The sequence below is a fragment of the Marinovum sp. genome, from assembly GCF_034669705.1.
In the GTDB taxonomy this organism is placed as follows: domain Bacteria; phylum Pseudomonadota; class Alphaproteobacteria; order Rhodobacterales; family Rhodobacteraceae; genus Marinovum.
This window is the reverse complement of sequence record NZ_JAXMOR010000010.1, coordinates 83,540-109,869: the sequence shown is the minus strand read 5'-3', so window position 1 is coordinate 109,869 and position 26,330 is coordinate 83,540. Positions and strand designations below refer to the sequence as shown.

25 protein-coding genes are annotated in these 26,330 nt (G+C 65.8%); 13 read left to right on the top strand and 12 right to left on the bottom strand.

Features of this window, described 5'->3' with window-relative positions:
- Window positions 1-62: 62 nt before the first annotated feature.
- Entirely contained in the window at window positions 63-569 is a 507-nt protein-coding gene (locus tag VOI27_RS09615) for a MarR family transcriptional regulator (RefSeq protein WP_323765118.1), read from the top strand.
- A 2-nt stretch (window positions 570-571) separates the two neighbouring features.
- Here VOI27_RS09615 and VOI27_RS09610 read toward each other — a convergent pair whose 3' ends face one another.
- The 3 genes from VOI27_RS09610 to VOI27_RS09600 all read right to left on the bottom strand — a co-directional run bounded on the left by VOI27_RS09610 (window position 572) and on the right by VOI27_RS09600 (window position 4,448).
- Window positions 572-1,888 (bottom strand): HlyD family type I secretion periplasmic adaptor subunit, encoded by a 1,317-nt coding sequence (locus VOI27_RS09610; protein WP_323765117.1) that lies wholly within the window; start codon window positions 1,886-1,888, stop codon window positions 572-574.
- Between the two features lie 3 nt (window positions 1,889-1,891).
- Complete coding sequence (locus VOI27_RS09605) at window positions 1,892-3,685, bottom strand: type I secretion system permease/ATPase (protein ID WP_323765116.1); 1,794 nt, start codon at window positions 3,683-3,685, stop codon at window positions 1,892-1,894.
- Window positions 3,686-3,788: 103 nt separating this feature from the next.
- Window positions 3,789-4,448, bottom strand: a complete 660-nt coding sequence (locus VOI27_RS09600) for a TIGR02466 family protein (protein WP_323765115.1) — start codon at window positions 4,446-4,448, stop codon at window positions 3,789-3,791.
- A gap of 221 nt (window positions 4,449-4,669) precedes the next feature.
- Between VOI27_RS09600 and VOI27_RS09595 the strand changes: the two genes are divergently transcribed.
- Together VOI27_RS09595 and VOI27_RS09590 are read left to right on the top strand one after the other, a co-directional pair.
- A complete protein-coding gene (locus VOI27_RS09595; RefSeq protein ID WP_323765114.1) occupies window positions 4,670-5,398 on the top strand; it encodes a hypothetical protein in 729 nt (242 codons plus the stop codon).
- 399 nt (window positions 5,399-5,797) lie between these two features.
- Complete coding sequence (locus tag VOI27_RS09590; protein WP_323765113.1) at window positions 5,798-8,917, top strand: hypothetical protein; 3,120 nt, start codon at window positions 5,798-5,800, stop codon at window positions 8,915-8,917.
- A gap of 194 nt (window positions 8,918-9,111) precedes the next feature.
- Here VOI27_RS09590 and VOI27_RS09585 read toward each other — a convergent pair whose 3' ends face one another.
- On the bottom strand, window positions 9,112-10,023 hold the full coding sequence (locus VOI27_RS09585) for a DMT family transporter (protein WP_323765112.1): 912 nt from the start codon (window positions 10,021-10,023) through the stop codon (window positions 9,112-9,114).
- 144 nt (window positions 10,024-10,167) lie between these two features.
- Here VOI27_RS09585 and VOI27_RS09580 point away from each other — a divergent pair, with 144 nt between their 5' ends.
- Window positions 10,168-11,082 carry an AEC family transporter gene (locus VOI27_RS09580; RefSeq protein ID WP_323765111.1) on the top strand — a complete coding sequence of 305 codons (915 nt, stop codon included), beginning with the start codon at window positions 10,168-10,170 and terminating at the stop codon, window positions 11,080-11,082.
- A gap of 33 nt (window positions 11,083-11,115) precedes the next feature.
- Here the strand turns inward: VOI27_RS09580 and VOI27_RS09575 are convergent, their stop codons facing one another.
- The gene (locus VOI27_RS09575) at window positions 11,116-12,018 is read right to left on the bottom strand and encodes a LysR family transcriptional regulator (protein WP_323765110.1); all 903 of its coding nucleotides are present in this window, start codon (window positions 12,016-12,018) and stop codon (window positions 11,116-11,118) included.
- Between the two features lie 110 nt (window positions 12,019-12,128).
- Here VOI27_RS09575 and VOI27_RS09570 point away from each other — a divergent pair, with 110 nt between their 5' ends.
- The 7 genes from VOI27_RS09570 (at window position 12,129) to VOI27_RS09540 (ending at window position 18,678) form a co-directional block, all read left to right on the top strand.
- Complete coding sequence (locus VOI27_RS09570) at window positions 12,129-12,599, top strand: nucleoside deaminase (protein WP_323765109.1); 471 nt, start codon at window positions 12,129-12,131, stop codon at window positions 12,597-12,599.
- A gap of 35 nt (window positions 12,600-12,634) precedes the next feature.
- A complete protein-coding gene (locus tag VOI27_RS09565; RefSeq protein WP_323765108.1) occupies window positions 12,635-13,630 on the top strand; it encodes an ABC transporter substrate-binding protein in 996 nt (331 codons plus the stop codon).
- 4 nt (window positions 13,631-13,634) lie between these two features.
- Entirely contained in the window at window positions 13,635-14,417 is a 783-nt protein-coding gene (locus tag VOI27_RS09560; protein WP_323765107.1) for an ABC transporter ATP-binding protein, read from the top strand.
- Window positions 14,414-15,250 carry an ABC transporter permease gene (locus tag VOI27_RS09555; RefSeq protein WP_323765106.1) on the top strand — a complete coding sequence of 279 codons (837 nt, stop codon included), beginning with the start codon at window positions 14,414-14,416 and terminating at the stop codon, window positions 15,248-15,250. The genes VOI27_RS09560 and VOI27_RS09555 overlap by 4 nt, the downstream gene beginning before the upstream one ends.
- Window positions 15,247-16,611 (top strand): amidohydrolase family protein, encoded by a 1,365-nt coding sequence (locus tag VOI27_RS09550; protein ID WP_323765105.1) that lies wholly within the window; start codon window positions 15,247-15,249, stop codon window positions 16,609-16,611. The genes VOI27_RS09555 and VOI27_RS09550 overlap by 4 nt, the downstream gene beginning before the upstream one ends.
- 75 nt (window positions 16,612-16,686) lie before the next feature.
- Window positions 16,687-17,685, top strand: coding sequence for an isopenicillin N synthase family dioxygenase (locus tag VOI27_RS09545; RefSeq protein WP_323765104.1), 999 nt, complete (start codon window positions 16,687-16,689; stop codon window positions 17,683-17,685).
- A 447-nt stretch (window positions 17,686-18,132) separates the two neighbouring features.
- On the top strand, window positions 18,133-18,678 hold the full coding sequence (locus VOI27_RS09540) for an N-acetyltransferase (protein WP_323765103.1): 546 nt from the start codon (window positions 18,133-18,135) through the stop codon (window positions 18,676-18,678).
- Window positions 18,679-18,749: 71 nt separating this feature from the next.
- Here VOI27_RS09540 and VOI27_RS09535 read toward each other — a convergent pair whose 3' ends face one another.
- The 3 genes from VOI27_RS09535 to VOI27_RS09525 form a co-directional block, all read right to left on the bottom strand.
- Entirely contained in the window at window positions 18,750-19,439 is a 690-nt protein-coding gene (locus tag VOI27_RS09535) for an EI24 domain-containing protein (RefSeq protein WP_323765102.1), read from the bottom strand.
- Window positions 19,436-20,014, bottom strand: a complete 579-nt coding sequence (locus tag VOI27_RS09530) for a nitroreductase family protein (RefSeq protein ID WP_323765101.1) — start codon at window positions 20,012-20,014, stop codon at window positions 19,436-19,438. The genes VOI27_RS09535 and VOI27_RS09530 overlap by 4 nt, the downstream gene beginning before the upstream one ends.
- Window positions 20,015-20,093: 79 nt before the next feature.
- A complete protein-coding gene (locus VOI27_RS09525) occupies window positions 20,094-20,333 on the bottom strand; it encodes a hypothetical protein (RefSeq protein ID WP_323765100.1) in 240 nt (79 codons plus the stop codon).
- Between the two features lie 124 nt (window positions 20,334-20,457).
- On the opposite strand from VOI27_RS09525, the gene VOI27_RS09520 reads away from it, so the two are divergent.
- A complete protein-coding gene (locus tag VOI27_RS09520; RefSeq protein ID WP_323765099.1) occupies window positions 20,458-21,177 on the top strand; it encodes a M48 family metallopeptidase in 720 nt (239 codons plus the stop codon).
- A 61-nt stretch (window positions 21,178-21,238) separates the two neighbouring features.
- Here the strand turns inward: VOI27_RS09520 and VOI27_RS09515 are convergent, their stop codons facing one another.
- From VOI27_RS09515 to mce, 3 genes are all read right to left on the bottom strand, one after another.
- Complete coding sequence (locus tag VOI27_RS09515; RefSeq protein WP_323765098.1) at window positions 21,239-23,227, bottom strand: OmpA family protein; 1,989 nt, start codon at window positions 23,225-23,227, stop codon at window positions 21,239-21,241.
- A 673-nt stretch (window positions 23,228-23,900) separates the two neighbouring features.
- Window positions 23,901-24,188 (bottom strand): DUF1467 family protein, encoded by a 288-nt coding sequence (locus VOI27_RS09510; protein WP_323765097.1) that lies wholly within the window; start codon window positions 24,186-24,188, stop codon window positions 23,901-23,903.
- Between the two features lie 30 nt (window positions 24,189-24,218).
- Window positions 24,219-24,623 carry a methylmalonyl-CoA epimerase gene (mce, locus tag VOI27_RS09505; RefSeq protein ID WP_323765096.1) on the bottom strand — a complete coding sequence of 135 codons (405 nt, stop codon included), beginning with the start codon at window positions 24,621-24,623 and terminating at the stop codon, window positions 24,219-24,221.
- A 134-nt stretch (window positions 24,624-24,757) separates the two neighbouring features.
- On the opposite strand from mce, the gene VOI27_RS09500 reads away from it, so the two are divergent.
- A complete protein-coding gene (locus VOI27_RS09500; RefSeq protein WP_323765095.1) occupies window positions 24,758-25,474 on the top strand; it encodes a response regulator in 717 nt (238 codons plus the stop codon).
- Between the two features lie 24 nt (window positions 25,475-25,498).
- Here VOI27_RS09500 and VOI27_RS09495 read toward each other — a convergent pair whose 3' ends face one another.
- Window positions 25,499-26,212, bottom strand: a complete 714-nt coding sequence (locus VOI27_RS09495) for a GNAT family protein (protein WP_323765094.1) — start codon at window positions 26,210-26,212, stop codon at window positions 25,499-25,501.
- Window positions 26,213-26,330 lie beyond the last annotated feature (118 nt).

The window sequence follows — 26,330 nt, the reverse complement described above, 5'->3', positions numbered from 1 at the left end:
CGAATATCCCATGATAGTTTGCCGATTGAAGCAACGGGCCGCTTCATGCGACACTGTGCGCCATGACAGAGCTGCCGCCCATCCGTGTCGACGAATGCCTGATCGCCCTGCGGCGAATCCTGCGGGCAACGACGCTTTATGAGCGCAATCTCGCGCTGGCGGCGGGAATCACCCCGGCGCAGCTGCGGGTGCTGCAGATCCTGCACGGCCAGCGCGACGGCAGCACCACGCCCAAGGTGCTGGCCACCCAGATGGGGGTGGTGCAGGCGACGGTGACCGCGCTGATCGACAAGCTCGAGGCCGGCCGGATGGTGTCGCGGCAGCGCTCAGAGACTGACCGGCGCCAGACCCATGTGGTGATCACCGACAAGGGCCGCAGCGTGGTCAAGGACGTGCCCGATGCACTGCAACAGCGATTCGTCGGCGCCTTCGAGCGGATGCAGGACTGGGAGCAGGCGCAGCTCTTGTCCTCGCTCGAGCGGGTCGCCGCGATGCTCGATGCCGAGGATATCGATGCCTCGCCGGTGCTGGCCGCCGGCGATTTCCACGCGACGCCGAAGCCGCAATAGCCTCAGGTATCGCGGAAGGCGCGGTCAAAGTAGTGCTTGATCGGCCGCAGCACGTATTGAATGGCAATCTGGCTGTTGGTCGACATGAACGCCTCGACCGGCATGCCGGGCACAAGGTCACGGTCGCCCAGCTTGGCCATCTCCGGCGTGCGCAGGGTGACCTTGACGTCGTAGTAGAAGGATTTGGTCACCGGGTCCGAGATCGCATCGGCCGAGATGCGCGCCACGTCGCCGAGGATGATCGGCAGTTCGCGCTGGCTGAAGGCCTTGAACTTGATCGAGGCCTCCTGACCGACATGCACCTGATCGATGTCGGTGGCATCAACCCGCACCGCCACTTGCACCGGTTCGCTGCTGGGCACGATCATCATCAGCGGCTTGGCCGCTACTACCACAGAACGTGCGCCAAACAGCGCCGACTGGTGGATCGTGCCATCGACCGGCGCGCGAATTTCCAGTTTGCTCAGCGTGTCGGTGAGCTGCAGCCGCTTTTCCATGTAACGGGTGCGCAGGGGTCGCAGCTTGCTCAGCGCATCCTCGGCCTTTTCCTGCGCCACCGGCACCACCGCCAGCCGCTTGAGCGTCAGCTCCGAGATCTTGCCGCGCAGCTCGGCGATCTTGGCCTCGAGCCGACCAATGTCGCCCCGCATGGCGACGTCTTCCTTCTTGAGCTTGTAGACGTCAGAGCCCTTGATCAGATTGCGTTCAGCGAGGATGTCGGCGTTGGCGATCTCCTCGGCCAGCAGTGTCAGCTCGTCGCGGGTCGCCTCCAGTTGCGAGGTGACACCGGCGATCTCGGCGCGGATCTGCTGGGCCTGTTCGTCGAGCAGTCCCATGCCCGAAGTCACCGCCTCGAAATGCGCGGTCAGCTGGCGGTGCTGGCGTTCCACCAGCAGGGCGATGTCCTCGCGCGCGGCTGCGGCCTCGGTGAGCAGCGGGTGCAGATCGAGCCGCTCGCGGTTGTCGATCACCGCCTCGAGCCGGGCGATATTGGCCAGCGTCTCGAACAGCTCGCCCTCGGTGACGGTGAGATCAGAGCGCGGCTGGCTGCTGTCGAGCCGCACCAGCAGGTCGCCGGCGTGCACCCGGTCTCCGTTGCGGGCAAAGATCTGGTCGACCACGCCACCCACCGGATGCTGCACCGCCGTCATGGTGGTCGAGACCTCGAGTGCGCCCTTGCCGATCACCGCGCCGGAGATGCGCGCCTGGGTCGACCAGTAGCCCAGCCCGGCCAGCCCGAGGATCATCGTCAGCACCACGATGGTGAAGGGGCGGCCGGTGGTCCAGGTTCGGCGGCTGCGGTCCGGGGTGTCGGTCATCGCCTAGCGCCTCGCGATCTTGGGCTTGGCCCGCGCGTCTTCGTCCGGCGCGCTGCTGACCGCCACCACATGCGGCCGTTGCGGGCCGGCGGCGGGTTTGGCCTCGGCCATCTTGCGGTTCTGGTTCGACGAGGCCGATCCTCTGGTCTCGGTCAAACGGCCATCCTTGAGCTGGAACTGCCGGTCGACATAATCCAGACCCAGCGGCGCGCGGGCGGTCATCACGATCAGCGCACCCTCGTCCTTGAGCGCGGTCAGGGTCTGCTTCAGCTTTCTCGGGATGCGGACCAGCATATCGGAATCGAGCTGGTCGATGATCAGGATCTCTGGGTTGTGATAGAGCGCCCGGGCCAGCCCCAGCTGATAGCGCTCGAAGGACGAGAAACAGGTGCCGCGGGCATCGATCTGGGTCTTGAAACCTTCGGGCAGCGAGCAGATCGAGGCGTGCATCCGCGCCCGCCTTGCGGCATCGCCGACCCGCTCGGCATCGGGGTTGGCCTCAAAGCCCGAGATGTTCTCTTCGATGGTGCCGGCAACGAAGCCGGGGGCCTCTGGCGCATAGCCGAAGATCCGCTGCGCCTCGGCATCGGTCAGCCGCGCGGTGTTGCGACCGTTGATCAGGACCGCGCCGGCGCTCTGCTGCCAGATGCCGAGGATGGTTTCCATCAGCACCGTCTTGCCCTGGCTCGACAGCCCGTTGATCTCGATCACCTCACCGGCATTGGCGGTCAGCGAGACCGACCGCAGGATCAGGTCGCCGGTCAGCGGCGAGCGGACCGAGAGGTTCTGCAGCACCATCCGGTAGGGCGCGCCGGGCTGTTCGGCGTAGTCATCCTCAAGCTCCTCGGCGCGATTGGCGAGGATGCGGGTCAGCCGCTGCCAATGCTGCCGTGCCTCGATCATGCGCGGGAACTGGGTGAAGAACCGGTCGACCGGCCCGAGGATTCGGGTCACCAGGAAAGTGGCGGCCACCATCGCACCCACCGTCAGCTCGCCCTGCAGGGTCAGCAGGGCCCCGGTGGCCAGCACCGCGTAGCGCACCAGCATGGTGGTGATCCGCGACATGGTCTCGAACCAGCTTGTCCAGTCGCGCAGGGCAATGGAGTCGTCGCGCGCCTGGTTGCGGGCCTGCTGCCAGCGCGGGTTGAAGCCGACGCCCATGTCCTGCGACCGGACGGTATCGCGCGAGGCGATGAGCACGTTCTTGAGCTGGTTGACAAGGCCGCCGGCGGCGCGAGAGCGTTCCTGCCGCCCGCCCATGAAGATCGCCTGCAGCGCCGCCAGCAGGGCAATGATGCCGACCCCGGCCATGCAGGCCCAGCCCAGCAGAGGGTGCAGCACAAAGACCACTGCGACGAACATCGGCGCCCAGATGAAATCGAAGATCGCGATCAGCGAACCGGAGTGGAAGAAGCCGCGCAGCCCATCGACCTCGTCGAGCCCGACGGCGGGCTTGGCCTTGTTGTGCTGGAACACGTGGTTGCGGCCAGAGTGGCGCAGCAGGGTCTGTTCCATCTTTTCCTGGAACTGCGCGCCGAACCGCGCCAGCAGCCGCTTTCGGGCGTAGTCGAGCACGCCGAGCACCAGCAGCAGCCCCATCACCAGCACCACCAGCGCCACCAGCGTCTCGACCGAGCGTGAGGTCAGCACCCGGTCGTAGATCAAGATCATGAACATCGGCCCGGCCAGCCGCAGCACATTGACCAGAAAGCTGAGCAGGAAGGAGGACGTGAGGATGAACCCGCCCTTGCGGACGGCGGCGCGCGCCGATCCTCGGAGTGCCTTGGCTGAATTCACCGTTCAAAGTCCTTCCGTCGTTGCCGAACCGGACCGGACCGCCTCGGACGATCCCATGTGGGGCCGTGCCGCATGGCACCGCCGCGCAGGTGCTCCGGAAGAGCTATGTCTTCTTGTTCGGCTTCTTCACCTGGTTGAGGTTGAAGCTGATGATGATGCGGTTGGCGTCGTTGCCCTCGGCCTTGGATTCGTTGATGTCGACCGAGTGATAGAGCCAGCTGGGGAAAATCAGCATCCGACCTGCGACCGGCGTGAAGCGGACCTTGGTCCAGCATTCCTTGGGTCGTTTCTTGTTCGGCTGAAATTTCGCCTGGTTCATCAAATGCACCGTTCGGGGTTCAATGAACTCGATGTTACCACAATTCTCGGGTGCCTGGATATAGTAGACCCCGCTCCACATGCAGCCGGGGTGGACATGCGCCTTGTTCACGCAGCCCGGCGGGTTGATGATCGACCACATGGTGCCGATCTTCATCTCGTGGCTGTCGGCATATCCCATGTTGGCCGACATCTTGGCCGTGGCCCGGTTCACCTTTTCCACCAGCGGGGCGTAATCCTCGGACTTGTGCAGGTCGTTGTGACTGTGCCAGCCGCCGAGCGCGGTGATGTTCGACCGGCTGATGCCTTTCTGGTCGCGCATGCGTTCGGTGTAAATGTTTTCAATCAGGGTTTCGTTCAGCGTTTCGGGGTTTTTCACATCGATTTGAAAAACCATTGTCGGAAAGTACATGCGCCGTGTGAAATCGAGGTCGTCGTTCGCCATTCCATCTCTCACTTGTTTTCAAATACAGCATCTTGGTAGCATGGCGGCCTGTTTCCGCCGGCTTCGATCATACCAGCGAAGCGCTCCAAACCAATTGGTTATTTTCACGTGTCAGAAATGCAACTTCAGGGTGAATTGCCGCGCCGGGTGGTCCGGGAGTTTGTGTCGGGTTCTCCTGACGTTACGGCAGGCTGCTCTGCTTGTGGTTGCGGGTTGGGACGGTGAGTGCCGCCTCGCCCCCCAACCTGCAGGACTGGCTTGCGCTGCACGGGCTGACGGTGCAGAACTGCGCCGATCTGCTGGCGCTGACCCCTCCGATGCCCGCGCCCGTCGCACCGGCCGGGGCGGCTGCGGCGGGGCTGGACGGTCCGGCGCTCTGGGCGCTGGTTGCCAGCGCTTTGGCCGAGGCCCTGCCAGAGCTTGCCCCCGAGATCGCGCGAACCGCCGCTGAAACGGTGGTGAACTTTGCGCCTGACAGGGCCCGTCACCCCCGGCCCTTCGCGCTTTATATCGAGAAAAAAGCCATGGTTTACGTCTCTTGCCCGCTGTCAGGGGGGGCTAGGGACATGGTCATTGCGGCCCATGAATTCGGACATGCGCTGCAACTGCACTGTATCGCCGGGGCACCGGTGGCGCCCGTTCTGCGCGAAACCTGCGCCTTCCTCGCAGAGGAACTCCTGCCCCAGGCGCTGACCGGCACCGCGCCGGAGCAGGCCGGCGCGGCAGCCGAGGTACTGGTCCGGTCTCGCCGCCGCAACCTCGGTCCGATGCGCCGGGATTTGCTGGCCAGCCTCGCCGAGGGCGCGGCCCTCTACGACTACGGATGGAACTACCCCCCGGCCCGGATCCTGGCGCTCTTCATGCAGCGCGACGCCCCGGCGAGCCTGCGCCGAGCCGTGTTTCACGGCAGGGTGACGGTATCCGAACTCATCGCAGAGACACACGTTTAACGATAGTTGCGCGTCACGCCGGAGGCACGGACCCGCCTGAGGATCGGCCGGGTGACGCAGCGAATTTTGCCATGATTTACCGGATCTGCTGCGATGCAGGAATTCGGAGAACCCTAATTTTACGTTGACAGAACGCCGATTCGTACCGAACATTGGACCCAAATATGCATTACTTGGGGCCGTGGCGTCTTCGCATCACTTTGGTCCGCATTTGATGAATTATCTATTCCGTTGATTTCATAGTTCAAATGCACATCAGCAATGCCTTTCGCAAACATCTGCATTTTTGAATTCTTTCGGCGACTCGCGCCGACTCCAAAACGACTTCCGTTTAATCACCGCCTGCACGGCAGGTGCAATTTTACAATCTCACCAAGAGATTTTCCCAGGAGACTACCCATGACCGCCATCATCGCCACCCCCGCCTCGCTGACCGCCGCTCTGACCGAAGAGCTTGCCGCGCTGATTGATGTGGCACTCGAGGCGCGTGACCTCTCGGCCTCGCTGAGCTTCGTCGATTACTTCGACGGCGACGAAGGCAACGAACACGATGAAGGCAACGAAGGCGACGAACACGACGAAGACGACGAGGGCGATGAGTTCGACGAAGGCGACGAGAACGACGAAGGCAACGAGGACAACGAAGGCAACGAAGGCGACGAACAGAACGAGCCCGATGGCGGCAATGAGGGCAACGAGGGCGACGAGGGCAACGAAGGCAACGAAGGCAACGAGGACAACGAAGGCAACGAAGCTGACGAAGGCGACGAAGGCAACGAAGGCGACGAAGGCAGCGAGGACGACGAGGGCAACGAAGGCGACGAGGGCAACGAAGGCAACGAAGGCGACGAGGCCAACGAAGGCAACGAGGGCAACGAGGACGACGAAGGCAACGAAGGCGACGAGGACTTCGAGGGCAACGAAGGCAACGAGGGCAACGAAAACAACGAGGGCGACGAGGGCAACGAGGACGACGAAGGCAACGAAACCTCGGCCAACGGTGACGAAGGCAACGAAGGCAACGAGGACAACGAAGGCAACGAAGCCGACGAAGGCAACGAGGGCAACGAAGGCAACGAAGGCAACGAGGGCAACGAAGGCGACGAGGACGACGAAGGCAACGAAGGCGACGAGGCCAACGAAGGCAACGAGGGCGACGAAGGCGACGAAGGCAACGAGGGCGACGAAGGCAACGAGGACAACGAAGGCAACGAGGGCGACGAGGGCAACGAGTCCGACGGCGACGAAGGCAACGAGGGCAACGAGCAGGACGAGCGTGACGAAGGCGACGAGCACGACGAGGGCGACGAAGGCAACGAGGCCGACGAAGACGATGAGGGCAACGAGGACAACGAAGGCAACGAGGGCGACGAGGACTTCAACGAGGGTGACGAGAGCAACGAGGGCGACGAGGGCGACGAAGGCAACGAGGACGACGAGGGCAACGAGAACAACGAAGGCAATGAGGGCGACGAGGGCAACGAGGGCGACGAAGACGACATAAACCCCCAGGATGAGGGGGATGAATACAACGAAGGCGACGAACACGACGAGGACGACGAAGGCGACGAGGGCGGCGAGGCCGACACGCTCGACGACGAAGGCGACGAAGGCAACGAGGACGACGAAGCCGACGAGGGCGACGAGAACAACGAAGAAGACGAGTACGACTTCAACCGCGACGACGACGGTGACGAAGGCAACGAAGGCGACGAAGGCAACGAAGTCGCGGGCCAGGAAGACGACGAAGACGACGAAGGCGACGAGGGCAACGAAAGCAACGAAGCCGACGAGGATGACGAAGGCGACGAAGCCAACGAAGGCGATGAACTCGACGAAGACGACGAGGGCAACGAAGCCGACGAAGGCGACGAGGACGACGAAGGCGACGAGGGCGACGAAGGCGACGAAGTCGAAGGCAACGAAGGCGACGAAGGCGACGAGGACAACGAAGGCTTCGAAGACGACGAAAACAACGAAGACAACGAAGGTAACGAAGGCGACGAACTCGACGAAGGCAACGAAGGCGACGAAGCCAACGAAGGCGACGAGGATGACGAATTCGACGAGGGCACTGTCCCCAACAACAACAATGAAGGCGACGAAGCCAACGAGGACGATGAAGGCGACGAGAACGACGAGAATGACGAGGACGACGAAGGCGACGAAAACGACGAAAACGACGAATGGGACGAAGACAACGAGTACGACGAGAACGACGAGGATGACGAAGGCGACGAAGGTGACGAATTCGACGAAGGCGACGAATACGATGAGTACGACGAAGACAACGAGAACGACGAGAACGACGAGGACGATGAGGGCGACGAAGCCAACGAAGCCAACGAAAACGACGAGGTTGACGAGGGTGACGAAGGTGATGAAGAGGACGAGGGCAACGAAGGTGATGAGCCCGAAGACAGTGACGGAGATGAAGGCAACGAAGCCAATGAGGGCAATGAGCCTGGCATAGACAACAACGGCGACGAAGCCGACGAGCACGACGAAGGCGACGAAGCCGACGAGCACGACGAAGGTGACGAACACGACGAGAACGACGAAGGCGACGAACACGACGAATACGACGAAGGCAACGAGGACAACGAGGGTAACGAAGAGGACGAAGACGACGAGGACAACGAAAGCGACGAAGCCGACGAGGACAACGAGGGTGACGAACACGACGAAGGTGACGAAGGCGACGAAGCTAACGAATACAACGAGGGTGACGAATACGACGAAGGTGACGAGTCTGACGAGGATGATGAAAACGATGAGGGCGATGAAGACGACGAGTACGACGAGAACGATGAAGACAACGAAGGCGACGAGATAGCCGGCGACAACGGTGACGAAGGCGACGAGAGCGACGAGGACAACGAAGCGGACGAGGGCGACGAATCGGACGAGGGCGACGAAGGCGACGAAAGCGACGAAGGCGACGAGGGCGACGAAGGCGGCGAAAACAACGAAGGCGACGAAAACGACGAAGAGGACGAAGGCAACGAGAACGACGAACACAACGAGGATAACGAATACGACGAAAACGATGAAGGCGACGAAGAAGACGAAGCCAACGAAGGAGACGAGGACGACGAAGGCGACGAAGATGATGAGTACGACGAAGCCGACGAAGGTAACGAGGGCGACGAAGGTGACGAAGGCAACGAAGGCGACGAAGCCGACGAAAACGACGAAGGCGACGAATTCGACGAGAACGATGAGTTGAACGAGGAAGACCTCGGCGACGAGGGCGACGAAGGCAACGAAGGCTTCGAAGGCGACGAGGGCGACGAGGGCGACGAAGCCAACGAAGGCGACGAAAACGACGAAGGCGACGAAGGTGACGAAGTCGGCAACGACGAAGACGACGAAGGCGACGAAGACGACGAAGCCGATGAGGGCGACGAAGGCGACGAAAACAACGAAGGCAACGAAGGCGACGAAGACGACGAAGACGACGAAGGCAATGAAAACGACGAAGGCGATGAGGGCGACGAAGGCAACGAAGCTCCCTGATCACCCTCCCCTGCCTGCGGCCCCCTTCGCGCAGGCAGCCTGACCGAAACCACAAAAAGGCGGCGCAACCAGCGCCGCCTTTTCTCTTGCGGTCCCGGCGCCCGTCGCGGGGCGCGCAGGATCGGGCGCGGTGGTCGGTTGGCCTTGGCGGCACTGCGAGAGCCGGGCTGCGGGGCTTGGCGTTGGGCCGTGTGCTAGCGCGCGCGCAGCAACCTCAGCTGTGTCAGCCCGACACCCGACAGGATGATCGCCGCGGCGACATAGGTGCTGGGCCGCAGGGATTCGCCCAGCAGGAGGACGCCCAGCAGCACCGCCCAGAGCGGCACGACATAGGCCACGAGGCTCATGAACACCGGCCCCGCAGATCGGATCAGCACCACCCGCAGCAGAAAGGCCAGCCCGGTGGGCAGTATCCCGGCATAGAGCAAGGCCCAGGTCGCCCGCGTGGCGGTGATCTCGGGCCGCCCCTCCAGCAACAGCGCCAGCGGCGTCAGAACAAGCGCCCCCGCCGTCAGCATGCCGGCGGTAAAGACCATCGGCGGCACCTGCGGCGCGCGGCGGATCAGGATGGCGCCGACCGAATAGCACAGCGCCGCCCCGACGCAGGCGATGCGTGCGGCAACCGTTCCGCCCTCGCCAAGATTGGCCGAAGCGCCCGGCAGGATCAGCACCAGCAGCCCGGCAAAACCGAGGATGACGCCGGCAATCCGGCGCGGGCCGATCTCCTCTTCCGGGACGAAGAGATAGGCCAGCAGCAGCACAAAGATCGGCGAGGCGCCCATGGCGATGCCGGCAAAGGCCGAGGGCACCTGTTGCAGCCCCCAGGCCAGCAGGCTGAACGGCAGGGCGAAATTGAGAACCCCCAAGAGGAGGATGAAGCCCAGCGTCCTGAGGTCGCGGATCGCCAGGTCGCCGGGGCGGGTGACCGCGACGATGACCAGAAGCGCCAGCGCGCCGATGCCGATCCGGCCGGCCGCCACGGTGAAGGGACCGTAGTGTTCCAGCGCCACCGCCATCGACATGAAGGCCCCGCCCCAGACGAAGCTGAGAAACAGGAGCAGCCCCCAGTTGCGGGCGGCGGGCGTGACTTTGGGGGTGGCGGTCATGGCGTGGCACTCGTGTCGGGTCTGCCGACCCTATGACCTGTTTCCCGCCCGCCCGCCAGCCCGGAGGTCCACAGGCACCGGACGCGCCCGTTGCATCGGTCCGGGGCCTCGCCTAGAGCTTGGGCGTATCTGCGGAGCCTCTCCATGCTGACGATCTTCCTGGCGATTGCACCGGTCTTCGTGCTGATCCTGATGGGCTATGGCCTGCGGCGCGGCGGCATCCCCTCGACCGAGTTCTGGAACCTCAACGACCGGCTGGTCTACTGGGTCCTGATGCCGGCACTGTTCTTTGCCAAGATCTCTGCCGCCGACCTGAGCGGGGGCTTGGGGGATTATGCCGTGCTGCTCTATGCCGGGTTCCTTGCCGCGATCTTCTGTGGCTGGCTTCTGGGCCGCGGCATCGCGCCGCCGCAGGCCAGTTCGCTGATGCAGGGCAGCGCGCGGTTCAACACCTTCGTCGGGCTCGCCATCGCCGAGGCGCTGTATGGCGCGCCGGGGTTGCAGATCGCGGTGCTGGGCTCTGCGCTGCTGGTGCCGGGGGTGAATGTCGCGGTGGTCATGCTGATGACCCGGCAGCTGGGTGGCGGCGGCAAATCCGTGGTGTTCGGACTGGTCAGAAACCCGCTGATCCTCAGCATCTGTGCCGGCGCGCTGTTCAACCTTGCCGGGATGGGCGAGGTGCCGGTGCTGCATGAAATTGCCCGCATTCTGGGCGATGCCGCGCTGCCGATCATGCTGCTCTGCGTCGGCGCCAATCTCAAGCTGCGCGGGCTGGGCGGGTCGCGCCGGACCATCGGGCTGGCGATGATCGGCAAGTTCGTGATCAACCCCGCCGCGATCGTTCTTGCCGCGCTGATCCTCGCGCCCGATCCGCTGGTGGCCCAGATCGCCCTGATCTTTGCGGCGCTGCCGACCGGCGTGGCCGCCTATACGCTGGCCCGCGAGATGCAGGGCGACGCGCCGCTGATGGCGGCGATCATCACGACGCAAACCCTGGTCAGTTTCGTCACCTTGCCCGTGACGCTGCTGATCGGACGGGCGCTGCTGTCAGGCGGCTGACCGGGGCCAAGCCGCGCTGCAGAGCTGCTGGCGTCACTTGCCCATCTCTTCCAGCAGGGCCGAGATCTCGCGTACCACGTCGCCTGTCGCCTCGCCCAGTCCGTTGCCGCGGCAGATCGAGAGGCTCAGGGTCTCGGTCAACCGGCGGTTCTCGAGCGGGCGGAAGACCAGCCTGCCCTCAGTCACGTCGCTGCAGACATCCGCCCAGGTCAGAAACCCAACGCCCTTGCCCGCGCGCAGATAGGTCAGCAGCGCACCGATCGAATTGCTGCTGACATTGACCCGGGGGTTGACACGGACGCTGAGGATTTCTGCCAGAAGCCGGGTGTGCATCGACAGGGCAGACGACGGCAGGCAGAGTGGATGCTGCAGCGCCTCCGCCAGCGAGATCGGACCCTCGCCCGTGATCGGAAACCCGGCGGCATAGACCGCGCCGAGATGGTATTCCTCGGTCTGCACCACCACCAGCCGCGACAGCCGCGGCATGTTGAAGGCGACGATCAGGTCAAGCGCCAGCGCCTCGGCCCGGTCGATGATGTCATGGGTGGTGCCCACCGCAAGCTCCAGCTCCACCACGCCGAAGCGCTGTTCCAGCCGTTCGGTCAGCCGCGGGATCAGCGTGCCCACGAGCCCCTCCATCACGCCGATGCGCAGCCGCAGGTCGGTGGCGTTGCGCTGCTGGCGCAACCGCTTGGAAAACGCCGCGTCGGAGGCCATCCAGCGCATCGCCTCGTCGCGCAGCGCCTCGCCCTCGGCGGTGAGAGCAACCCCGCTGGCACTGCGTACCAGCAGCTGCGTGCCGTAGCTGCGCTCCAGCAGTTGCAACTGTCGGCTGAGTGCAGGCGCGGACATGTTCAGCCGGTCTGCCGCCGCCCGGATCGAATCCGATTGCGACACCACCAGAAATGACCTGATTTCACGGGAAAAAGCTGACATGGGTCTCCGGGTGTAAGGTTTTTTGCACGGCCATGTGAGATTCTTTCTACTTTTTCTTACAGCAGGCAATCCCTTAACCTCTGTGCAACTGCAGAAAGACAGGGCTGCCCATGACCCGCGACCACGCACTTCTTCTTGAAACCGTCAAACTGGCCGAGCAATCGCGGGCCGATGGCAACCATCCCTTCGGGGCGCTGCTGGCCGATGCCGAGGGGGCAGTCCTGCTGACCAGCGGCAACACCCACGCCACCGACGGCGGCACCGGCCATGCCGAGCTGAACGTCGCCCGCGCCGCGGCGGCCAAATACCCTCCCGAGTTCCTCGAAAGCTGCACGCTCTATACCTCGGTCGAGCCCTGTTCGATGTGTTCCGGCGGGCTTTACTGGGCCGGGATCGGCCGGCTTGTCTATGGCATGTCCGAGGTCCGGCTGGCCGAGCTGACCGGCGACAACCCCGAGAACCTGACCATGTCGCTGCCCTGCCGCCAGGTGCTGGGTGCCGGTCAGCGCGAGATCGCGGTCGAAGGGCCGTTTGCCGATCTCGAAGACGCCATCGTTCACGCGCACCGGGATTTCTGGTGACCCCCGTTTTCCACTTCCCTGAAAGGTTTTTATCTATGACAACGCCCCCCCGCACCTTGCTCGCCTCGGCAGCGCTTGCCGCCGGCCTCGCCCTGCCGGCCGCGGCACAGGACCAGGTGACCTATCAGCTCGACTGGCTGCCCGGCGGTGACAAATCGCCGATCTACGTCTGCATCGAGGAAGGCTTCTGCGCCGAGGCCGGCATCGAGGTGAGCATCGAGCCCGGACGCGGCTCCTCAGAGGCAATCACCAAGATCGCCACCGGCTCGTCCGACATCGGCAGCGCCGGGATGGGCGCGCTGATGGCAGCGGTCTCTGGCGAGAATGTGCCGGTGACGGCCGTCATGTCGATCTTCAACACCGGGCCGCATGCCTTCTACACCACGGCAGACTCCGGCATCACCACGCTGGCCGACATCAAGGGCAAATCCGTCGCCACCTCGCCCTTCACCTCGTCGAATGTCTTTCTGCCGCTGGTGCTGGCCGACAACGGCCTGAGCGAAGACGACATCACGCTCACCAAATCCGATCCCGGCGCGCTGGGGCCGCTGCTGATGACCGGACAGGCCGACGCGATCATCGCCTGGCTGACGGATGTGTCGCGCTACACCGGCCAAGCCGCGGAAGCCGGCAAGGAGATCGTGATCCTGCCTTGGTCCGACGCCGGGCTGGAGCTTTATTCCGCCGCACTCGTCGCCAATGACAGCTTCCTGGCCGACCGCCCCGACGTGGCGAAACGGTTTGTCGCGGCGTTCCAGAAATCGCTCGTCTTTGCCTACGAGAACCCCGACAAGGCCGCCGCAGCGGTGGCGGCACAGGTGCCCGAGCTTTCGGCAGAAGACGTCAAGGGCAGTTGGCTCGACGCCTCCAAGCTGGCCTTCAACGAGGTCTCCGACGAATTCGGTCTCGGCACTTTTGACGCCGATCGGCTGGCCGCCACCTGGACCCGCGTCTCGGCGGCGCAGGGGCTCGATCCGGCCTCGCTCGACCCCGAGAGCGTGGTCAACCGTTCCTTCCTGCCGGCGGAATAAGCGCATGGCCCTCGTCAAGGATGCGATTTCGTTCAATGGCGTGGGCCAGACCTTCGCCACCGAGAGCGGGCCTCTGACCGCGCTCGATGGCGTCGATCTCACCATTGCCCAGCACCAGTTCGTCGCGGTGCTGGGGCCGTCGGGCTGCGGCAAGTCCACCCTGCTGCGGCTCACCGCCGGGCTGATGGCCGCCACCAGCGGCACCGTGTCGGTCCACGGCCTGCCGGTGACCGCGCCGCGCGACGACGTGGGCATCGTCTTTCAACAGGCGACGCTCCTGCCCTGGGCCACGGTCGCGGACAACGTGACCTTTCCGGCCCGCCACAAACGCGGCCGGGTCGATGACAAGGACCGCGCCCGCGCCGCCGAGGTGATCGCCGCCGTGGGCCTCTCGGGGTTCGAAAAACGCCTGCCCTCCGAACTTTCGGGCGGAATGCAGCAGCGGGTGGGCATCGCGCGCGCGCTGTTTCTCAACCCCGACATCCTGCTGATGGACGAGCCGTTCTCGGCGCTCGATGCGCTGACCCGCGATGCCATGGGCTATGAGCTGCTCAAGCTCTGGCAGGCCAGCCCCAAGACGGTGATGTTCATCACCCATTCCATCCCCGAGGCCGTCCTGCTGGCCGACCGCGTCGTGGTGATGAGCGCGCGCCCCGGCCGGATCATCGCCGACCTCGAGGTGCCGCTCGGCCGGCCGCGCGACGAGGCCTCTTTGCGCGCGCCGGAGGTGCAGGATTTTGCCGCCCATCTGCGCGAGCTGCTGATCGCCAAGGAGCCTGTTCTTTGACCACCTCTGCCGATATCGCCGCCCCCGAGGCGCAGCGCACCCGCCCGCCACGGCTGCCCCTGGGCGACCGGCTGATTGCCATGCCGGTGGCGCTGCCGCTTCTGACCTTTGCCACGATCCTGATCGTCTGGGAGGCCGCCGCGCGGCTCTTTGCCATCCCCAGCTTCATCCTGCCCGCGCCGACCCGCATCCTGCAGGGCTTCGGCGCCGTCGACGTCGGGCGCTGGGTGGAGCACGTCTGGGCCACCTTGCGGGTGGCGCTGATCGGCTATGGCGTGGCCATCGCGGTATCGCTGCCGATTGCCGTCGGGCTGGCGAAATCCAGGCTCTTGAGCCGGGCGCTCTATCCGCTGCTGGTGGTGATCCAGTCGGTGCCGGTGGTGGCGGTGGCGCCGATCATCATCGTCGTGCTGGGCACCGATGATGCGCCGCGCGTGGTCATCACCTTCATGATCGCCTTCTTCCCGCTGGTGGTCTCGATGACCACCGGGCTGATGGCGACCCCGCCCGAGCTGATCGAGCTGTCGCGCTCGCTGCGCGCGCCGCAGCATCGCGAGATCTCGCAGATCCGGCTGCCCTACGCAGTGCCCTATATCTTCTCTGGCCTCAAGATCTCGATCACCCTTGCGGTGATCGGCGCGGTGGTCTCGGAATTCGTCGCCGCCGATGTGGGGATCGGCTATTTCATCCAGTTTTCCACCTCGATGTTCAAGCTGCCGCAGGCCTGGGCCGGGCTGGTGATCCTCGTGGCGCTGTCGCTGAGCCTGTTCCAGCTGGTCAGCCTGGCACAGCGGCTGTTGTTTCCCTGGTCGTTGCCGAAAGCGCGCACATGAGCCTGCTGATCGCCAATATCGCCCACGGCTGGATCGGCGATGCCGCCGGCACCCGTCTGACTGGCGCCATCCGCGTGGCGGACGGCCGGATCGCCGAGATCGGCGCGCTCACCCCGCGCCCCGGCGAAGAGGTGCTGGATGCCACCGGCTGCGTGGTGGCGCCGGGGCTGGTGAACACCCATCACCACCTGTTCCAGTCGGCGCTCAAAGGGCTGGCCCTCAACAGTGCGCTCGATGCCTGGCTCGAGGCGGTGCCCTATACCTATTGGCCGCGGCTCGACGAAGAGGCGCTGCGGATCTCGGCACGGATCGGTCTGGCCGAGCTGGCGTTGAGCGGCGCGACCACGGTCTGCGACCATCACTACGTGTTCTCCGACCGCTACGATTATGACCCGGCAGAGGTGCTGTTTGACGAGGCCCGGCGTCTGGGCCTGCGTTTTGTGCTGGCCCGTGGCGGCATGGCGCGGGGCCGCGATTTCGGGCCCGGCGTGCCACCCGCCCCGACCGAGAGCGTGGCGGCCTTTCTCGACGGGATCGCCCGCGCGGCGGGGCGCTGGCATGACCCATCGGAGGCGGCACTGACGCGGGTGGCCTGCGCCCCGACGACGCCGAATTTCAACTTCGCGCCCGACGCCTTGCCCGAGATCGCGCAGGAGGCCCGCCGGCTTGGCCTGCGGCTGCACGCGCATCTGTCGGAAAACACCGCCTATGCCGCCCAGACCCTGCGCGCGTTCGGCCAGCGCCCGGTGCCGTGGCTCGCAGATTGCGGCTGGCTGGGCGAGGATGTGTGGTTCGCCCATCTGGTCGATCTCAGCCCCGAGGAGGTCGCGCTGCTGGCCGAGTCCGGCACGGCGATGGCGCATTGCCCGCAGGCCAATGCGCGCCTCGGCTCGGGGATCGCGCCTGCTCCGGCCCTGCACCGCGCCGGCGGCGTGGTGTCGCTGGCGGTGGACGGTGCCGGCGCCAACGAGGCCGCCGACATGGGCGCCGCGCTCTACAGCGCCTTCACGCTGCACCGCGCCTCCCAGGGTGTGCCGGCGATCGACCCGGCGACCGCCCTGCACTGGGCGACGATGGGCGGCGCGCGGGCGCTGGGGCTGCCCGCCATCGGCGCGCTCGCGCCCGGCATGGCGGCCGATATCGCGCTCTTTGATCTGTCCGCGCCGCGCAACTTCGGCCTGCACGACCCGGCCACCGCCCCCGTGGTGACCGGCGCCGCCCGGGTCCGCCACAGCCTCATCGGTGGCCGCATTGTGGTGCGCGACGGGCAGCTGCCCGGCCTCGACCTCGGCACTCTGTCCGAGGACGCGGCCCGCCTTACCGCCCGGCTCGCCCGCGCCCCGGAACCGGAGCCCGCCTGAATTGACCCGGAGTAGAAGCTGTCAGCGCCACGGTGGCGTCGGTCATTGCTCCCCTTACCCCAAGGAGACCAAGGAATGAGCACAGCGAAACAACATGATCTTGCCGAGCTGACCAAAGAGGCCGGCATGGGCGCCTATGGCGAGGAGATCAACCGGGACATCCCGCAGATCGACATGTCCGACTATTTCAACCGCCGCGACGAGATCACCGACGCGCTCTGGGAGGCCGCCACCGGCATCGGCTTTTTCCAGCTGGTGAACCACGGCATCCCGCAGGGCCTGATCAATGACGCCTTCGCCTTGTCAGAGGGCTTCTTCGAGATGCCCACCGCCACCAAGGAGCAATATCCGCTCAAACCCGGCACCAACGCCGGCTGGGAATACATGGCGCAGGTGCGCCCCTCGACCGGCACCGCCGACCGCAAGGAAAGCTACCAGATCACCCTGCCGCGGATGCGCGACCTCTGGCCCACTGGCAAGGAGCTGTTCGGCTTCAAGGAGACCATGCTGGCCTTCGAGCGGCACAACTGGGCGGTGGCGATGAAGGTGCTCGACTGCTTCGCCGCGCGGTTGTCGTTTCCGCCGGGGTTCTTCACCGACGGCCACACCCCCGACACGCCCGAATACCAGTCCACCCTGCGGCTGATCCACTATCTCGGGATGGAAGACGCCAAGCCCGAGGATTTCCGCTTCTGGCGCGCCGGGGCGCATACCGATTTCGACTGCCTGACGCTGCTCCACCAGAAGCACGGGCAAGGCGGGCTTCAGGTCTGCCCCGGCAAGGACGAAAAGGGCCGTGCCACGCAATGGACCGACGTGCCGCCGATCGGCGGGGTGATCACCTGCAACATCGGCGACATGCTGATGCGCTGGTCGGATGACAAACTGCTGTCGAACCTGCACCGGGTGCGGATGCCCAAGCCGCAGGAGTCGCTCGGCCCGCGCTATTCCATCGCCTATTTCGCCCAGGCGAACATGGACACGATGCTGGCAGGCCCCGAAGGGAAATACGAACCGATGACCGCGCATGACTATATCCAGATGCGGCTGGGGGCGAATTTCGGCAAGAAGTGAGCCGCGCCGAGGCTGGCCGTGACACGGGCTGCGACCGGCCACCAACGGGCCGGTCTTCTGCGGTCGCCGGGATGTGATCGCGGTCCCGAAAGGCTCTTGCCGATCCTGCGACACGCCGGGCAACCCGCAGGGGCCCGGTCACCTCACGGCTCTTCGCGAAGCGCAGCTGTGCGCGCTGCACCGAAAAGTCCCGCTTGATCGCACGCTCGGGCGGGACATCGCGGCTTTGCAGCTCCTGACGCGCTCCGGCTGAAGGCGCAGCGGCGTCAGCCGACCCCGGCGGCTTACTCGCAGGCCAAACGGCGCAGGTGTCGTAAGAGCGTCTCCAAAGGCTCCCGACTTTGCCGGGCGCGGCTTTCGCACCGGGTTTGGCGTGAGCGGCACGGCAGCGGACGGTACATGCGGCCGGTGGGGCGGTGGGTGGACCGCGTGGGAGGAGGCTTGGTGATGACGCATGACCTGATACGCGCCGAAAGGCCCGCCGATCACGACGCGGTGCGCGCCTTGCATGTCGCGGCGTTCGACGGGGATGCCGCCGTCTCCGACCTTGTCGACGACCTGAGGCATCTGGACGCGGCCTTTCCTGTCGTGTCGCTCGTTGCCGTCGACGAGAAGGATACGGTCAAGGGCCATGTCATGCTGTCTCACGCCTGGCTCGATACCTGGGAGCGGCTGCTCGACGTGACGGTGCTGACACCGCTGGGCGTCCGTCCCGACGTTCAGGGCAACGGCCTTGGCACCCGCCTGATCGAGGCCGCGATGGGCGAGGCGGAACGGCTTGGCGCGCCGATGGTCTTTCTGGAAGGCAACGATCGGTACTACGGTCCCAGGGGCTTTGACCCGGCGGTGAAATTCAATATCCGGCGCCCGTCGCTCCGGATGCCGGAACGGGCCTTTCAGATCAGGCGGCTCAGCGGCTACAGCCCCGAGATGACCGGCACCTTCGTCTATCACGATGTGCATTGGATGCATGGCGTCGGGCTCTACCGGTAAGTCTTGTCACCTCGGGGGCCAAGGCACGCGCCCCCGTCGAGCCGACCCCTCGGCCCGCCAAGGCGAGGCGCCTACCGCCGTGACAGCACGTGGTAGATATGGGTGAAGGTGGCGGCGCCCAGGATCGGCACCAGCAGGTTGACGATCGGCACGCTGAGCGGCATCGCCATCAGGATGCCGGCAATCCAGATCGTCGAGGCGTGCTTGCGGCGCATCGTCCGCGCGCCCTCCCGGCCGATCCGGCGCATGGCGGCGAGGGTGAAATACTCCCGCCCCAGCAGAAAGCCGTTCATCCCCCAGAAGATGAAGGGCGTCGCCGGCGGAAAGAAGACGTAGAGCACGAAGGCCAGCAGGTTGGCCCCGATCAGCAGCCCGAGAAAGCTGATGGTGTCGCGCGCCGCATCGGCGAAGGGCACCGGGGTGGCAGGGGGCAGGCCGGGGTAGTGGCGGTCTTCGACCGCCTGCGCCACCTCGTCGAGAAACAGCGAGGTGATCGCCGAGGCCACCGGGATCATCAGAAAGACCGAGAGCACGATCATGAAGATCAGCGAGCCGACGCCGAGCAGGTCGCCCACCCAGGTGACCTCGCCGACCAGCGGCAGGGTCATGCTCTCGCCGGTGAGCCATTCGATCACCCAGAGCAGCCCGGCATAGGCCCCAAAAAGCAGCGCCACGGTCAGCCCGATGCCCATCCACAGCACCTTGCGAAAGCGCGAATCGCTGAGCTGGCTCAGTGACTTGAGGAAGGCGGCGAAGATCATTGGTCCATCCAGGTGATCTTGGCGGCGGGGTCGGGGCGTGGCCGTTCGGGCGGGGCGGCGCGCTCGGTGCCGATGTGGATGATGCCGGCGACGCTCTCGCCAGGCGCCAGCTGCAGGCCCGCTTCGACGAAGCCGCGGTCATGGCTGGCCCAGCCCGAGAGCCAGTTCGCCCCCCAGCCCGAGGCCAGCGCCGCGTTGAGCAGCGCCAGACAGACGGCGCCGGCGGAATAGAGCTGTTCGACCTCCGGCACCTTCTCCGACGCCACCGGGCAGGACACCACGGCCACCGCCAGCGGGCTGTCGGCATAGCTGGTGCGGGTCTTCTCGACCTGCTCGGGGTCGAGGCCGAGCGCCCTGCCGCGTGCCACCGCGAGGTCGGCCAGCCGGGCCAGCGCGGCGCGCTCCAGCACGATCAGCCGCCAGGGTTCAAGCTTGCCGTGATCGGGGCTGCGCAGGGCGGCGGTGAGCATCGGCGCCAGTGCCGCGCGGTCCGGCGCCGGCGCCTGCAGCGTCTTGGCCGGGCGCGAGCGGCGGCTGAGCAGAAAATCGACGGCGGCGGGGTTGGGATCGGGCATGCGGCTCTCCTGACGTGTCGCCGCTTATGTCACCTGTCGGGGCGGGGTTTTCAAGCCCGGGCGTGGTGCCGCGGCCCGCTCACTCGGCTTTGCCGGCCCGGCGATAGACGCCTTCGGGCAGGTCGATGGCGGTGGCCAGATCGCGCATCTGGGCAATCGACAGGGTGATCGTGTGAACACGGTCCTCGCGCGGGTCGTATTGCTCGACGGTGATGCATTCGGCAAAGCCGTTGACGACGACATCCTCCTGCAGCGGTGCCGCGCCCTCATCCACCAGCGTGACCACCGTGGCATCGAATTCGTGCTCGATCGTGAACATGGCCCCAGACTAAAGGCTGGCAGGGCATTTGCAACCGGATGCGGTGCCGGAACAGGCAATTCCCCGCCTTGCGCATTTTTCCTGTCTGGTCCCTGCCGGTGCCGCGCCCTAGGTTCTGGGTGATATGACTCGTTTTTCGCTTCTCTTCTTCACCCTGTTTCTCTCGGCCTGTGCCGCGATTGCGCCTCTGCCGCCGCTGCCGGACGAGGCCGACGCGCCGCTGAGCGATGCGCAGGTGCAGCGACGCGCCGATGCCGCGGCGCGGCAGTTCGTCGCCGTGGTCGAGGCCGTCGAGCCGGTGGCCGAGGCCGAATGCCGCCGGGTGCGCCGGCGCGGACCCTGCGATTTCCAGATCGTGGTCGACGATCGGCCGGGCCAGGCCCCCAATGCCTTTCACACGCTCGACCGGCAGGGCCGGCCGATCATCGCCTTCAACCTCGGGCTGATCCTCGCCGTGCGCAATGCCGACGAGCTGGCCTTTGTCATGGGGCACGAGGCGGCCCATCACATCGGCGGCCATATCGAGCGAGCGCAGCGCAATGCGACGCTGGGTTCGGAGATCTTCGGCCGCGCGGCCGGGGCGATCTCTGGCGGTGACAGTGGCGCGATCTCGGCCGGGCTGGAATTGGGGGCGGCGATCGGACGGCGCAGCTTCACCAAGGATTTTGAGCTCGAGGCCGATGCGATCGGCACCATCATCGCCCACAAGGCCGGCTTCAACCCGGTGCGCGGGGCCGAGTTCTTTACCCGCATCCCGGACCCCGGCAACCGGTTCCTCGGCACCCATCCGCCCAATGGCGCGCGGATCGAGACCGTGCGCCGGGTGGCCGCCGGGCTGAGATGACCTCTGAAACGAAAAAGCCCCGCGGGATTCCGCGGGGCTTTCGGTGTCCGAGAGGCGCGGCTCAGTCGAGCCTGGCGTCGCGGTGCAGCAGCGGCGTGATCCGGCGCACGGTGGCGCGGCGGTTGGCGCGCTCCGGGCCTTCGCGCGGCACCAGCAGGTCGCTTTCGCCATAGCCCTGGATCACCAGGTTTTCCGGCGGCACGTTGAAATATTCCACCAGCGCGAGAGCCACCGATTCCGCCCGACGGTCCGACAGGGCAAGGTTGTAGGCCGCGTCGCCCACGGTATCGGTATGACCTTCGACGAGGAACAGCTCGTCGGGGTTGGCCGCGATGAAATCCGCCAGCTGGGTGCCCAGGTCGGCCAGTTCCTCGGCCTCCACCGGCTGGATCACCGCCGAGCCGGTCTGGAAGTTGACCGCGTCCAGCGTGACTTCGGGCATCAGGTGGCGCACTTCGCGGATCTGTCGCACCTGGCGCAGGGTAAAGCGCCGGTCGACATCAGCCGCGAGTTGCGCATTCAGTGCCGCCTCGAGCGCAGACCGGCCGTTGGTGGTAACCTCCGGGGCGCGGCGCGGCTCTGGCAGGGTGCTCACATCGACCGGGGCGGTGTCTTGTTCGGTGTCGTCGAAGATCACGATGCGGGTGCCGTCTGCACGCACCTGAACCCGGCGCACGACGGTACCGTCTGCCGAACGCACGGTGATCACCTGGCTGCCATCGGGGCGGGTGACGACGACGCGCGACGAGCCATCGTCGAAGTTGCGGGTCTCGACCTCGGCGCCGGGGCGACGCAGCAGCACATCATCATCCTTGATGACCTCGAGATCATTGCCGCGGCGCACGACCACGCGGTCGCCGGAGTTCGACACCACCTCGTCGGCGCTGCCGAGGATCTGGCTCAGTGCCAGCACACCAAGGCCCAGCGCGGCGGCGGTTTCGGCATTGCTCAGCCCACGTCGGTCATCGTCATCGTCATCGTCGTCATTGGAGGTGCCGGATTGTTCCGGCTGCTCGACGATGACCTCGGACTGGAATTCCTCGCTGCTCGAGCGCACGTCATCCTCGGTCAGGGTCTCGACCACGACGTCGCCCTCGGCCGTCGCGGCGTCGTCCTCGGCCGCCATTGGCGTGCCGTCGGTGACCACCGGCTCCGGTTGGCTGTCGTCGACTACTTCGACCGGCATGCCGAGCGCGGCTTTCACCTCGGTGCGCAGCTGCGCTTCGGTCAGGTCCTCGGTGGCGCCGATGTCGAGCGAGAGGTCTGAGGCCAGTGCCAGCAGTTGCTCCCGGCCCATGGCGTCAATGTCGCTTTCGCTGACCAACCCGGTGGTCGCGGGTTCGCTCTCGGCCGGGGTTTCAACGTCGACTTCGGCCGTGGTTTCGGTGTCCACCTCGGCTTCCGCTTCTGCCTCGGCTTCCGCTTCTGCCTCGGCTTCAGCTTCTGCCTCTGCCTCTGCCTCGGCTTCCGCTTCTGCCACGGCTTCCGCCTCAGCTTCCGCCTCCGCTTCAGCTTCTGCTTCAGCTTCTGCTTCTGCCTCGGCTTCTGCCTCGGTGTCGGCATCCTCCTGCGCCGCGTCGCGCGCTGCTTCGAGCGACTCGCGCAGGCCATCGACCTCTTCGGCCGCCTGTTCGGCGACCTCCTCGGCCTGCCCGGCGGCATCGTCTGCCAATTCCTCGGCCTGTTCGACGGCTGGCTCAACGGCCTCCTCGGCCTGCGCTGCCGCGGCCTCTTCGGCTTCGGCAGAAACCTCGGCACCCTCTCCAGCGGCCTCGGCGGCCGCCTCGTCAACCGGCAAGCCAAGCTCCGTCTTCACAGCGATGCGCAGCTCTTCGAGCTCCATTGCGGCCATCGCGTCACCGTCGAGCCCGAGCACCACCGCCAGCCGCTCCAGCAAGGCGCGGTCCATGTCGTTGATCTGTTCGACCGACGGCGCCGCGCCGCCCTGAAGGGCATTCAGGTCAATGTTCTGGGCCGGGGCGACCGAGGGAACGGTCAGCGCAAGGCACAGCGCCATGGCGGTGCTTTTCATCAGTGTCGTTCTGGTCATATCGGTTCCTCTTCTACGCTTGGCGGCACAACGCCTTGTGCGCGCGCATGTTCCACCGCGCCGCGCCACGGCGCGCAATTCGGCGTGATCGGGCTGCGGAGGCGCGCTGCGCGAGGCTGTCGCGCCGGACCCAAACGCCGGGCGAGAGAGGCAGGGAAACCTGCCACCGACAGAGGCTGTCCGTCGGGATAGGTCGCATTTTCCCCAATTTTCTCTGACAGATGCGGGTTTACATGTTATGAAGAGATCCGGGTGCCGAGGATGCATTCAGGAGGTCGCCGCCAGATCGGCGGTCGGTCCTGCGACCCGCGTCTGGCCACGAGCGCTTGCAACGGCCAGCGAGGGTGCGGCGCGCGATATCATTGCGCGCATTGCCCAGGGTCGCTTTGGCAGCACGGCGCGTCTTGCGTGCCCTGCGCACCGCGCGCAGGCCCGGGGTGGTGGCGCCCGTTCGAGGGGAGCGGACGCCACTTCCACCTTCGGGCGCATTTCCGTCGGGTTCATTTAAGTCTGGCGTGTACATGTCCGGTGGCATCACGCCCGGCGCATGCTCGTCCGGTGTGAGCCGACAGGCTTTAAGTGCGTCTGGCTGCCGATTGCCGAGGCGGTCAGCGCGTCAGGCTCAGGCGGTCGTCAGGCTGCACTTCCCGCAGACGCCCTCCGCGGCCCGCCCTCAGTCCGCCTCGACCGGGCTCATGCGCTGGTACATCCAGCCGTCGATGTCACGCACGGTGATCACCTCGAACTGGATCACCACGAGGGCCACCGCCCAGATCGCGACCGAGATCACCGTGGTCAGCCACGCCTTGCGGGTGAGGTTGTGCACCTGCGGCGCGCCGGCATGGGTGCCCTCGACCACCTCGCCCAGATCGCCCTGGGTCTGGATGCGAAAGGGAATCACCACCAGAAAGGTGAGAAACCAGATGACCGCGAAAAGCACGATGCCCGAGGTAATGCCCATGTCGTTCTCCTTTGTGACGGACCGACCCGCCTAGACCTGTTCCAGCTCGATCAGGCAGCCGTTGAAATCCTTGGGATGCAGGAACAGCACCGGCTTGCCATGGGCGCCGGTCTTGGGCTCGCCGCTGCCCAGGACCCGGGCGCCGGTGGATTTCAGATGGTCGCGCGCCGCCAGGATGTCATCGACCTCGTAACAGACATGATGGATGCCGCCAGAGGGATTCTTGTCGAGAAAGCCCTGGATCGGAGAATTGTCGCCCAACGGGTAGAGCAGCTCGATCTTGGTGTTCGGCAGCGCGATAAAGACCACCGTGACGCCGTGATCGGGCTCGTCCTGCGGCGCACCGACGGTGGCGCCAAGCGCGTCGCGGTACTGCGCCACGGCGGCGTCGAGGTCGGGAACGGCAATGGCAACGTGGTTGAGACGTCCGATCATGTGAGGCTCCTGGATTGCGGTGTCGCGGGCTTTATCGCGCGGCCGGGCAGGGGGCGCAATCGGACAGGAGCGCGCATTAAAGACTTGGTAACCTCCATTGGCGAAAGTGACGGTGAAAGCCTGGAGGGATCGCCGTGGAAGACCTTGAAGACCTGAGCCGGACACCTGCACCATCCGCCGACAGGCCCCTGTTGGGGCTCACCATCCTCGTGGTCGAGGACAGCCGGTTCGCCTGCGAGGCGATGCGCCTGCTTTGCCTGCGCTCAGGCGCGCGGATCAGGCGGGCCGACTGCCTGCGCTCGGCGCGGCGCCATCTCAGGGTCTACCGGCCTTCGGTGGTGATCGTCGACCTCGGGCTGCCGGATGGCTCCGGCGCCGACCTGATCAGCGAACTCAACGCGGCCTGCCCGCGCATCCCGGCGATCCTCGGCACCAGCGGCGATGATTTCTCCGAGGATCTTGCGGTCGCCGCCGGCGCAGACGGGTTCCTGCGCAAGCCGATCACTTCGCTGCTCATCTTTCAGGAGCATATCCTGTCGCTGCTGCCACCCGAACGCCAGCCGCTCGGGCCACGCCCGCTCAACGAGATCGAGGTCATCCCGGACCGCATCGCCTATCAGGACGACATGGCGCATATCGCCGGCATCCTTTGCGATGACACCGACGAGCGGACCATCGATTATATCGGCCAGTTTCTCAGCGGCGTGGCGCGGATCGCCCATGACCAGACGCTCAGCGATGCCGCCGACCGGCTGATCGCGCTGCGCCGCAAGGGCCAACCCACCGGCTCTCAGGCGGCACGGATCGCCGGGCTGGTTCAGGAACGGCTGACCCAGCGGGCGGCGATGTAGGCGCCGATGGCGCGGGGGGGGCAGTCAGAGCGTCGGGTCGCTGCCGGGGCGGACCAGTCGGGTCAGGTCGCTCAGCCGCTCCCTTTGCCGGCCGTCCGGATCGAAGTTCGTGGGCGAGAGCCAGGCGGCAAAGGCCTCCTGCAGGGCCGGCCATTCCTTGTCGATACAGGCAAACCAGGCAGTGTCGCGGTTGCGCCCCTTGACCACCATCGCCTGCCGGAAAACGCCCTCGTAGCTGAACCCCAGTCGTTGGGCGGCCCGCCGCGACGCCCGGTTCAGCGCGTTGCATTTCCATTCGTAGCGGCGATAGCCGGCGTCGAAGGCCCAGCGCATCATCAGGTACATCGCCTCGGTTGCGGCCGGTGTGCCGGCAAGACCGGGGGCAAAGTGGATATTGCCGACCTCGATCGACCCGGCCTCGGGTGCGATGCGCAGGAAACTGGCGACCCCGCCGAAACCGCCGGTGGCCCGATCCTGGATGGCATAGAAACTGTGCTCCGGCCTGGCCACGGTCTCGCGCACCCAGCGGTGAAACTGCGCCGAAGAATGGAACGGACCATAGGGCAGGTAGGTCCAGCGGTCGTCATGCCCCTCAAAGGCCTGGAACAACAGCGCCGCGTGAGGCTCGGCCTCCAGCGGCTCGAGCCTGGCAAAGCGGCCCTGCAGCACTGCGCCGCTCGGGTGCGGCGGCGCCGACCAGTTCGGCACGGTCTCCCCGACGGGGAACAAATCGTTCATATCTCGGGCCTTTGCACGGATTTCCGCAAGGATAGGCGCTTGCTGCGAAAAGGGAAACCGCAAGATCGCCGCCGCCGGGGAACCGCGGCGCGGCTGCGGCGTTGGACCTGCGTCCAGA